Source organism: Rhizobacter sp. (assembly GCA_021153565.1).
In the GTDB taxonomy this organism is placed as follows: domain Bacteria; phylum Pseudomonadota; class Gammaproteobacteria; order Burkholderiales; family Burkholderiaceae_C; genus Albitalea.
In genome coordinates this window covers 1-7,819 of the sequence record JAJKJU010000177.1, presented here as the reverse complement: position 1 = coordinate 7,819, position 7,819 = coordinate 1, and the positions used below count along the sequence as shown (strand labels likewise).

Annotated in this window: 9 protein-coding genes and 1 pseudogene; 4 read left to right on the top strand and 6 right to left on the bottom strand. The window is 61.6% G+C overall.

Annotated elements, in window-relative coordinates:
• From AC30NL_RS10790 to AC30NL_RS10775, 4 genes and pseudogenes are all read right to left on the bottom strand, one after another.
• Positions 1 to 1,065 (bottom strand): annotated as a pseudogene (locus tag AC30NL_RS10790) (integrase); the annotation flags it as partial.
• A complete protein-coding gene (locus tag AC30NL_RS10785; protein ID WP_489464003.1) occupies positions 1,062 to 1,676 on the bottom strand; it encodes a hypothetical protein in 615 nt (204 codons plus the stop codon). The gene AC30NL_RS10785 and the pseudogene AC30NL_RS10790, both read right to left, overlap by 4 nt.
• A 110-nt stretch (positions 1,677 to 1,786) precedes the next feature.
• Complete coding sequence (locus AC30NL_RS10780) at positions 1,787 to 3,235, bottom strand: ATP-dependent nuclease (RefSeq protein WP_489464002.1); 1,449 nt, start codon at positions 3,233 to 3,235, stop codon at positions 1,787 to 1,789.
• A gap of 155 nt (positions 3,236 to 3,390) precedes the next feature.
• Positions 3,391 to 4,191 (bottom strand): DUF3800 domain-containing protein, encoded by an 801-nt coding sequence (locus AC30NL_RS10775; protein WP_489464001.1) that lies wholly within the window; start codon positions 4,189 to 4,191, stop codon positions 3,391 to 3,393.
• 223 nt (positions 4,192 to 4,414) lie between these two features.
• On the opposite strand from AC30NL_RS10775, the gene AC30NL_RS10770 reads away from it, so the two are divergent.
• The 3 genes from AC30NL_RS10770 to AC30NL_RS10760 are packed head-to-tail and all read left to right on the top strand — an operon-like array spanning position 4,415 to position 6,283.
• The gene (locus tag AC30NL_RS10770) at positions 4,415 to 5,068 is read left to right on the top strand and encodes a hypothetical protein (protein ID WP_489464000.1); all 654 of its coding nucleotides are present in this window, start codon (positions 4,415 to 4,417) and stop codon (positions 5,066 to 5,068) included.
• Positions 5,069 to 5,094: 26 nt separating this feature from the next.
• Positions 5,095 to 5,706, top strand: coding sequence for a hypothetical protein (locus tag AC30NL_RS10765; RefSeq protein ID WP_489463999.1), 612 nt, complete (start codon positions 5,095 to 5,097; stop codon positions 5,704 to 5,706).
• Entirely contained in the window at positions 5,660 to 6,283 is a 624-nt protein-coding gene (locus tag AC30NL_RS10760) for a DUF416 family protein (protein WP_489463998.1), read from the top strand. The genes AC30NL_RS10765 and AC30NL_RS10760 overlap by 47 nt, the downstream gene beginning before the upstream one ends.
• A gap of 223 nt (positions 6,284 to 6,506) precedes the next feature.
• Here AC30NL_RS10760 and AC30NL_RS10755 read toward each other — a convergent pair whose 3' ends face one another.
• Complete coding sequence (locus AC30NL_RS10755; RefSeq protein WP_489463997.1) at positions 6,507 to 6,941, bottom strand: hypothetical protein; 435 nt, start codon at positions 6,939 to 6,941, stop codon at positions 6,507 to 6,509.
• Between the two features lie 73 nt (positions 6,942 to 7,014).
• The gene (locus AC30NL_RS10750; protein WP_489463996.1) at positions 7,015 to 7,491 is read right to left on the bottom strand and encodes a hypothetical protein; all 477 of its coding nucleotides are present in this window, start codon (positions 7,489 to 7,491) and stop codon (positions 7,015 to 7,017) included.
• A gap of 1 nt (position 7,492) precedes the next feature.
• Here AC30NL_RS10750 and AC30NL_RS10745 point away from each other — a divergent pair.
• The coding region (locus AC30NL_RS10745; protein ID WP_489463995.1) for a hypothetical protein at positions 7,493 to 7,819 on the top strand (327 nt) is incomplete at its 3' end.

Sequence of the window (7,819 nt, the reverse complement as noted above, 5' to 3'; positions counted from 1 at the left end):
GCCGATGAAGTCGGCCAGTGCGTACTGGACGTCGGCGGCGAGGTTGGCCTTTGCGTTGTCGAGCTTGAACCACTGCCAGGTTGCGTAGCCGAGTTCGGCCAACTTGCCGGACGGGAAGCCGCCGCGGGTGCCATAGCCGATGCCAGGCAGCGTGAACTGCCGCGGGCGATGTGGTGCCAGCGCGTTCTCGATCGCTCGGATCACGTCGTAGCGCGAGTACTCGTGGCCGAGACTGACGTGGTAGCCCAGCACGGCGCGGGACCAGACATCGACGATCACCAGCAACCAGATTCGCTCGATCTCGAACTCCTGCTCGAAGCCCAACGGGTCGCGCACGACGACCTTGAGCCGAACGTCGAGGCGGTGTCCGTCGAACTCAACGACATCCAGGGTTTGCTGGGCGGCCGGTGCGGAGCCGGCAGCGCTTGGCAGTCCCTTGAGGTGGGTGGCACCGGCGAGGTGTGCGCCACGCTCGAACGTTCGCATGCACTCGGCGCGCACAGCGGTGGCCAGCGCACGGATGCCCATGTGTTGCGTATTGAACGGGTAGTCGGCCGTGGACAGCGACAGGTCACGGCAGCGGTCCAAAAAGCTCTTGTGCAGCTTGGTTAGGCCGCGCACGCGAAGGCGCAGGCCGTCGTCGGTGCCGCGCTGATCGACAGATACGCGCTTGGCGCGTATCTGCTCGGCGATCCACTGTTCCAGAGACGGATAGGCCTGCAGAAGATGACCAAACGCGCCGGCAGCGCCGGAGCCGTCACGGCGGCGTTGAGACTTTGCCGTGCGCTGGTATGTGGCGACATGGGTGTACGGCACGAGTGCGCGCCAACCGAAGACGCGTCCGTCCGGGTGCAGTGACGCGCAGGCCGTGAGCAGGCGATAGATCTGCCGGCGATTGACGGCGGTCTGCTCTTCGATGGAGGCAACGGCAGTGTTCGCGCAGTACAGCTCCAGGGCCGTGCGGCGGGCGTTGAATACCTTGCGCTGCTTCTTTGTGAGGATGCCCGAATCGAACCCAGGCCAGGCGCCGAGGTCCAGGGGTGGGCTCGATCTGGCTCGGCTCATGGGGCGGGCTCCACGATGGTGTGCAGCGACAGAGGTTGGGTGTGCAGGCTCGGCGCACTCAGGCGACCTGTGCGTAGCAACTCGAAAAGCGCGCCGCGCACCACGGCCGGATCGCCGATCGACAGCTCGTGCTCGATGTGCGCCAGCGGCATGGGGGCACGCAGTCGAGCTGCCGCGGAGTCGAGCAAGGTCTTGGTGAGGAGCTTGCGCGTGGCGTTGATCGTCGGGATCATGCGTAGCCAGTTGGCGACCCAGATCCTGGCTGCGACCAACTCTGCGGGAGGAACAATCCGTAGGCGGACGCCTGAGGCTGTCTTCGGCATCGCGTCGGCACCACCGGCACGATCGATGACAAGCATCTCTTCGCGGTCGTGGCGCTGCACCCAGAAGTCAATCAGGTGTCCGGTGTCGGCGGCGTCGAAGCGGGCAGGGCGTTCGCAAAACGAGGTGACGTCCGGATCGGCTTCAAGCCGGGCCCACTGCGCTAAGCCGATGTAGTCGAACGCGCAGATGGTTCGCTCGAGCTTGGGGCTGAACGCCGTCAAAAGCCGCATGCCGCGAGGACGCGGCCCGTCGATCGGGGTCGAAAATCGTGGAGGAGAAACCGCCATGGATCAACACGTTACGTGCGATCTGGAGGATGAAAGCTGCGAATTGACAGACTTCCCTCGGTCTATTGTTTGTTGACAAATTTGCCTCGCTTAGGGTGAGGGGAAAAGTGTCACTCTGGAGAGCGCCTTACGAGGGAGGCCCGACTCAGGGGATAGTGACACTTTTGCCTCGTTCTACGGTTCAGCAGCCGCCAGAAGTGGTTGACGTGCCGGCCGCCCAGCGGCGCGACAACGATGGACATGTCATCCTCCGCCAGGCCCTTGGCCTGCATCAGGCGCGGCAACACGATCTCTTCGCTGTCACCTTCGCCCAGGACGACGAGCCGGGAGAAATACAGCTCGGGGAAGGCCTGCACCGCCTCGCGCACGAACTTGTGGGCGTCGTCGGCGGCATCGGGCAGGACGATGGACTTGACGGTCGTCTCGCGGTTCGTGTCGAGTCGCAGGTAGCGGATGTTCTCCGGTGGCACTCGTTTGAGCAGGGATGGCGCATGCGTGGCGACGATCGCCTGCGCATCGTGGTGCCCGGCGAAGGTGGTCAATGCCTTGATGACGCGGCCCAGGTAGTGCGGCGACAGGCTGTTCTCGGGTTCCTCTGTCGCGACGAGCGTGAAGACCGCTGGTCGCAGCTTGTCGACGTCGAATGCGTCCAGTTCGCCTGCCAGCACCTGGCGCCCGATGGCCTGAACTGAGAGCACCAGCGAGATGTAGAGCAGGGACTGCTGACCGTCGCTCAGCCGCGAGAAGTCGACGATCTGATCGTCGTGTCCTGGGGTGAAGCCGATGGTCAGATGTCGCAGCAGGTTGTCGATCTCGTTGCGCTCGAACGAGACGCTGGGGTTCGCGTAGTAGGCGCCCTTGTGCAGCGCCGCCCAATGGGCCGTCAACTGCTCGCCCAGGCCTTCGACGGCGGCGTTGCCGGCGAGCGCCGCGCCGATGTCCTGGGTCAGCCCGGCGATTTCAGCGCGTTCGGACTGCCAATCGGCCGCGCGCAAGGCCCGGCCCAGCAACGAGTTGGCGGCGTAGGAAATGTGATCCGTGGGGTCCCTGCGCGCCGGGAGGTAGTGCACCTGGATGGCGTTGCGATCGTGTTTGGACACGATGATCGTCTTCACCGGCTCATCGTCCTCGTCGGTCTGCACGACGTAGTGCATCGTCTCTTCGATGTCGTCGTCTTCATCGAGTTGGGCTGTCAGCCGGAAACGCACACGGGGAATGCCGTCGGCCGACGCCAGTTGCATGTGCGCGAAGTGGCCGGGGATGGTGGCGTGCCTGCCCTTCGCCTTCTTCAGCTCAGGAAACTCGAACTCAGCTTCGATCCACAGCGTCAGTGGCTCGACGTTCCCTTTGGTCAGATCTTCCGGGGCGATGTGGAAATCCGTGCGCCGCACGCGGCGCAGCGAAGGGTCAAATCCGAACAGACGGGCCAGCGCTTGCAACACGGCCGTCTTTCCGGCGCCATTGGGGCCGAGCAAGAACGTCGTGGCCTCGAAGTCGATGCCCGTGGGCTGTTGCCCAAAGGACTGAAAGTTGCTGATGCGCAACTGGGTGAGTTTCATCTTGCCCCCTGATTTCTTCTTGGTGGGCCGACGGAACCCTCATGGCGGGGTGGCCGGTGCCAGACGCAACGCGCCCGCTGGCAGTTTATCGAGGCTCGCAGGTATGCAAGGTGCTGGCAGCGAGCCAGGCACCCGAGAGCACGCTACCGAGCGGATCAGGCCCCGCCGTCGGCTGCCGATCCACTCGCTGGTGCGTCGGTCGGACCGGGGAAGGGGTACTTGTGCGGCGGGATGGTGGACAGCGCTACTTCGGTGGCTGGCGTCACGGTGGCTACCAAGCCGACCCGTTGGTTCACACGGCGAAGAATGGATGGCTCGATCAACCGGAAGCCACGGTCATCCTTCGACTGGTAGTAACGGAAGATCCAGTACGCGATCAGGTCGGCCATCTGGATGAGGCGCGAGGCCTTCGAGTCCAAAAAGAGTGGAACCTCCGCGAAGTTCCGCAGGCGGCCCAACGCGTGGCCCTGGTGCTTGAACAAGGACGAAAGCGCTTGCAGCTTCTGCTCGTACGAAGCCTTGTCGCAGACGACCAGTCCGCGCTGAGCGTCGCCGCGCCGGGTCCACATGTCCGCCAGGTACTGGTCGAACTGGTGCGCGACGGCTTCGAATGAACGCTCAAGGATCTGATCTTGGGGCATCGTGGACTTCTCGATGACCGAGGCAAAGACCCGGAGCTGGAGTTGTCGATTCCCGAGCAAGGACAGGTCGTCGACCAGGGCCTGAACACGATCCGCGGGCGCGATACCCGCCCAGTCGTCCTTGGCCGAGTACATCGGTGAACCGTGGAACTCTATGGCAGAGGGCTCCTGCGGACTGAACCGTGCGGCGATCGGGTTGATCCTGGATTCCAGCCAGTGTGTCGATCGTTCGAACACGGCAAAACCTGCCAGGACGAAGAACTGGGTGCCGGGATCTTGCGGGTGGCCCGACTCGTCGAGGTACAAGAGATGCACCGCCTGCCTCGCAAATAAAAACGGGCCGCGATGCCGCGACCCGTTGAGAATAGGTAAGCCGAGTGGAACAATCGTCCAACGCACCGTGATCGACAGCGCTCCCGACTCGGCATCTATTCTACTGCGGGCCCACGGACGGTGCAAATGCAGGCCAGCCGCTGCATCGGGTGGCGATGCCAACGATGTCTCATTGGTCCAGCCCGGTCAGGGCGGTGGCGTCCACTTGACGGCGCGATCCTTCGTGAGAGTCTGGATTAAGCAGCACTCCGGAACGCTCACGATGCAACCTCTCAAACTCACCCTCAAGGGCTTCCTCGGCATCCGCGATGGCCTGGGCCTCGACGAAATCTCGCTCGACTTCGAACGCCTGGCCGACGGTGCGCAGCTCGTCGCCATCGCCGGGGCCAACGGGCGCGGAAAGACCACCCTCATGGATTCGATGCAGCCGTTCGCCACGCTGCCCAGCAGGGCCGCGGTGGCCGGCCCCGGCGGCTTCTCGTTCTACGACCATGTCTACTTGCCGGAGAACGTGAAGGACCTGACCTGGGCCCACGAGGGGCGCAGCTATCGGTCGCAGCTGGTGATCCGGCTCAACGGCCGCCGCCGCACCGAGGCCTATCTGCATGTGCTCGACGACGGCGGTTGTTGGTCGCCGGTGCGGCTCGATGACGGGACCGTTTCGGACGGCAAGGTGGAGACGTACACGCGCTGCGTCGAGAGCATCTGCGGCAGCGCGGACACGTTCTTCACGTCGGTGTTCTCGGCGCAGGGCAAGCGCCAGCTCAGCACCTACCGCAACGCGGAAATCAAGACCTTGCTGGCCGACCTGCTCGGGCAAGACGAGATTCGTGCGCTCGGCCAGAAGGCGGCCGTTTGAAATCCGACACCATTGAATGAATTTCCATGAGCGCTGACATCAAGAACATTCGCGATCTCCCCACGCTTGACATCGTCAAGAAGAGGGCGAGAGGGCTGGCGCTGCTGGATGCCAGCATCATGCCGGAATGGGAGCATCGTTATTTCTCGTTCAATTGCAAATGGGAAGAGTCGGGCAGTGAAATGATGGCCTCAATGAGGGATGGGGCTGGAAGCGAGTATTTCTTGCTCTTCTCCGAAGGCGGAGCGGTCGGAAAGGTGTTCGATAGCGATGCCGAAGACAACGCTGCTGCGTTAATTGATGTCGTTCCTGACGCGTTTCTGTCCTTCAAGAACGAGCCGGCCTTCAGCCTGACGAATGCCACATTTTTCTTTTGGCAAGAAGCCGGCGGCAAAGAATGGGTGGCGACGCCCGATGATTTGCCCACTTATGCCAATCTTCGATTCTTGGCGGAAGGTGCACCCATCTACCATCGTTGGGCAGAGCGCTATTACGAGCGACAGATTAACGTTGAGACGATGAATGAAGTGTTTACGTCCTTGACTGTCACTGCGCAGCAACTATCAAGGCTCAATCTGGAGTTGACGATTGATGACCTCACCGACGACCTCATCGAAATCCTTGGTGAGGCCCCATAGCTCTGCGCGTCTTGCTACGCTCGACGCCCGAAAGCAATTGGTATTCGGGGCGTGTGTTTGCGAGGCCCTTCTTCCAAATTACCGACAGTTTGAGAGCGAAGCGGGTTGGGGGGACTCCTTGTCGCTCCAGAATGCACTTGATGCAGCCTGGGCGTCGGTGGAAGCACCATCACCGATGGGGGACGTTGTTCCGCAATTAATTGAACGATGTGAACGTGCAGCCCCCGGTTCAGCCGATTTTGACTCCCTCTTCGTGACTGCCGCACAGGACGCATGCTTTGCCGTGTGCGCATTACTGGACCACACCGCTTCGCCGGAAGTGGAGAGAATTGTCCAGACTGCGACCTATGCGACCGACTCCATTGATCACTACGTTCAAGAAGTCGAAAAGTTGTTGCCTGATGATCCAAGCCTTGAGTCAAAAATCCTTGCTCACCCACTGATGCAGCAGGAACTTCGTCGGCAGGAAACCATCTTGTCGATACTAGAGCAGGGTGGAGCTTTTGATGAGGCTGTGTTGCTGCGTTTGAAGCAGGTCGGAAAAGGCAGTGGGCAAGGCAATCTGCGGTTGGCGTAGTAATTTGTTTCCGGCTCTTGTTATTGGCTGGAGCGCGCAGTGAACGGAGAACGAATTCGAATGACCTTCTACCGCAGCAGTGCTTACACGCAAACCGGTTGGACAAGGGGATGTGGTGGGGATGTGGGGACGTTGATTCCGGGGTGCGGTGGGCTTCAAAGGCGTTGCACCGAAGGGGTCAACAGGCCGCTACGGAGTCGGCGTAATCAGCCAGATGGGACAGCTACTTCTTCAAATCATCGAGCAGCTTCAGCAAGTCGTTGAGCTTCCGATCAAAGCCGGGAGATTTCTTCCATTGCCGCACGCGGACAAAAATCTCGTCCACACTGGCCTGCTTCAGCTCTGCAATGTCGTCTGCCATATCGGTGAAATCTTTGAGCGCCTTTTTGCTCACTTCATCCTTGAAGTCAATTCTGTGTTCTTCAACAAAGGGCCTCAACACCTCTGTGATGCGCCCCAACTGTCGCCCGTAGCTATACCGGCCGCTGATGCGGTGTTCGGCTTGCGGATCGGTTGATCCGGCGTAGTTGACGTTAATGATGCCGATCTGTCCCCAGGCGCGAATCCATTGCGTCACGTTGCCGGAGAACGCTTCTCGGACTTCATGCATGCATTCTGTCCAATCATGCAATGGTGCGTAGAGGTCGGAAAGAGCCATCGTTCTTCTCCCGTTGAGCATCGGTGTGCGGACCCATACTACGGACGATCCTGATCGAAACCCATCCCTTCGTTTAGGGGAATGCGGGCAGTTGCGGAGCCCGCAATGTGACCGCCGAGAACGGCCGACTTGGTGCCCCATCGATCATCAAGGACAACAGAATGTGGTGATTTGGCAAGCTCATGAGGTCGCTCGGGGTGAAGTCGTTGTCCCACTCCCGTGCAAGAAGCGCTGCGTCCAGCGGCCCCACGCGAAAGGCGATGCGCGTCCCCGCGTTTGCAACAACCGATTGCCGTAGTTCCGAGGTGAGTTGCTCTCCATGCTGATGGGCCAAGGTGAGCCCCACCTTGTACTTGCGGAGTTCCGCAACCATGGCGATGGTGGCGCGCGTAGTGCAGTTCTGGAACTCGTCAATGGCGAGGAAGAACGGTCGCCGCTTTTCCTCCGGCATATCCGCGCGACTCATGGCGGCAAGCGCAACCGTGGTGACAAGGAGCGCGCCCAGGAGCTTCATGCTGTCCTCGCCGAGCGTGCCCTTCGCGAGGTTCACGATGAGCACTCGTCCTTCATCCATCACCTGCCGCATGGAGAGCGGTGTGGGGGCCGTGGTGAAGAGGCGCAGCAGTCGCGGATCAGCGAGGAAAGCGCCGATCTTGTTGGCAACCGGAGCGATGGCGTCACGCTGCTGTGATGGACTCCAGTTCGACCAGAACTACCTGATGGGCAACCCCTGGTCGGCGGTGGGCGTGCCGCGCGGCGGGGCGGCGAAGGTCAACGCGGGCCGAAGCCTGACGCGCGCGCAGTGGGGCTTCGTGCAGCAGCAGCTCGCGCTGATGGGGGCGTTTGAGGCGCGAACCTCGGCGCAGCAGCGGCTCGCG

What these genes read in the sequence shown, in the direction of transcription:
- AC30NL_RS10785 (WP_489464003.1), bottom strand. Translation starts at nt 1,676, where the DNA reads ATGGCGGTTTCTCCTCCACGATTTTCGACCCCGATCGACGGGCCGCGT.
- AC30NL_RS10780 (WP_489464002.1), bottom strand. Translation starts at nt 3,235, where the DNA reads ATGAAACTCACCCAGTTGCGCATCAGCAACTTTCAGTCCTTTGGGCAA.
- AC30NL_RS10765 (WP_489463999.1), top strand. Translation starts at nt 5,095, where the DNA reads ATGAGCGCTGACATCAAGAACATTCGCGATCTCCCCACGCTTGACATC.
- AC30NL_RS10760 (WP_489463998.1), top strand. Translation starts at nt 5,660, where the DNA reads ATGACCTCACCGACGACCTCATCGAAATCCTTGGTGAGGCCCCATAGC.
- AC30NL_RS10755 (WP_489463997.1), bottom strand. Translation starts at nt 6,941, where the DNA reads ATGGCTCTTTCCGACCTCTACGCACCATTGCATGATTGGACAGAATGC.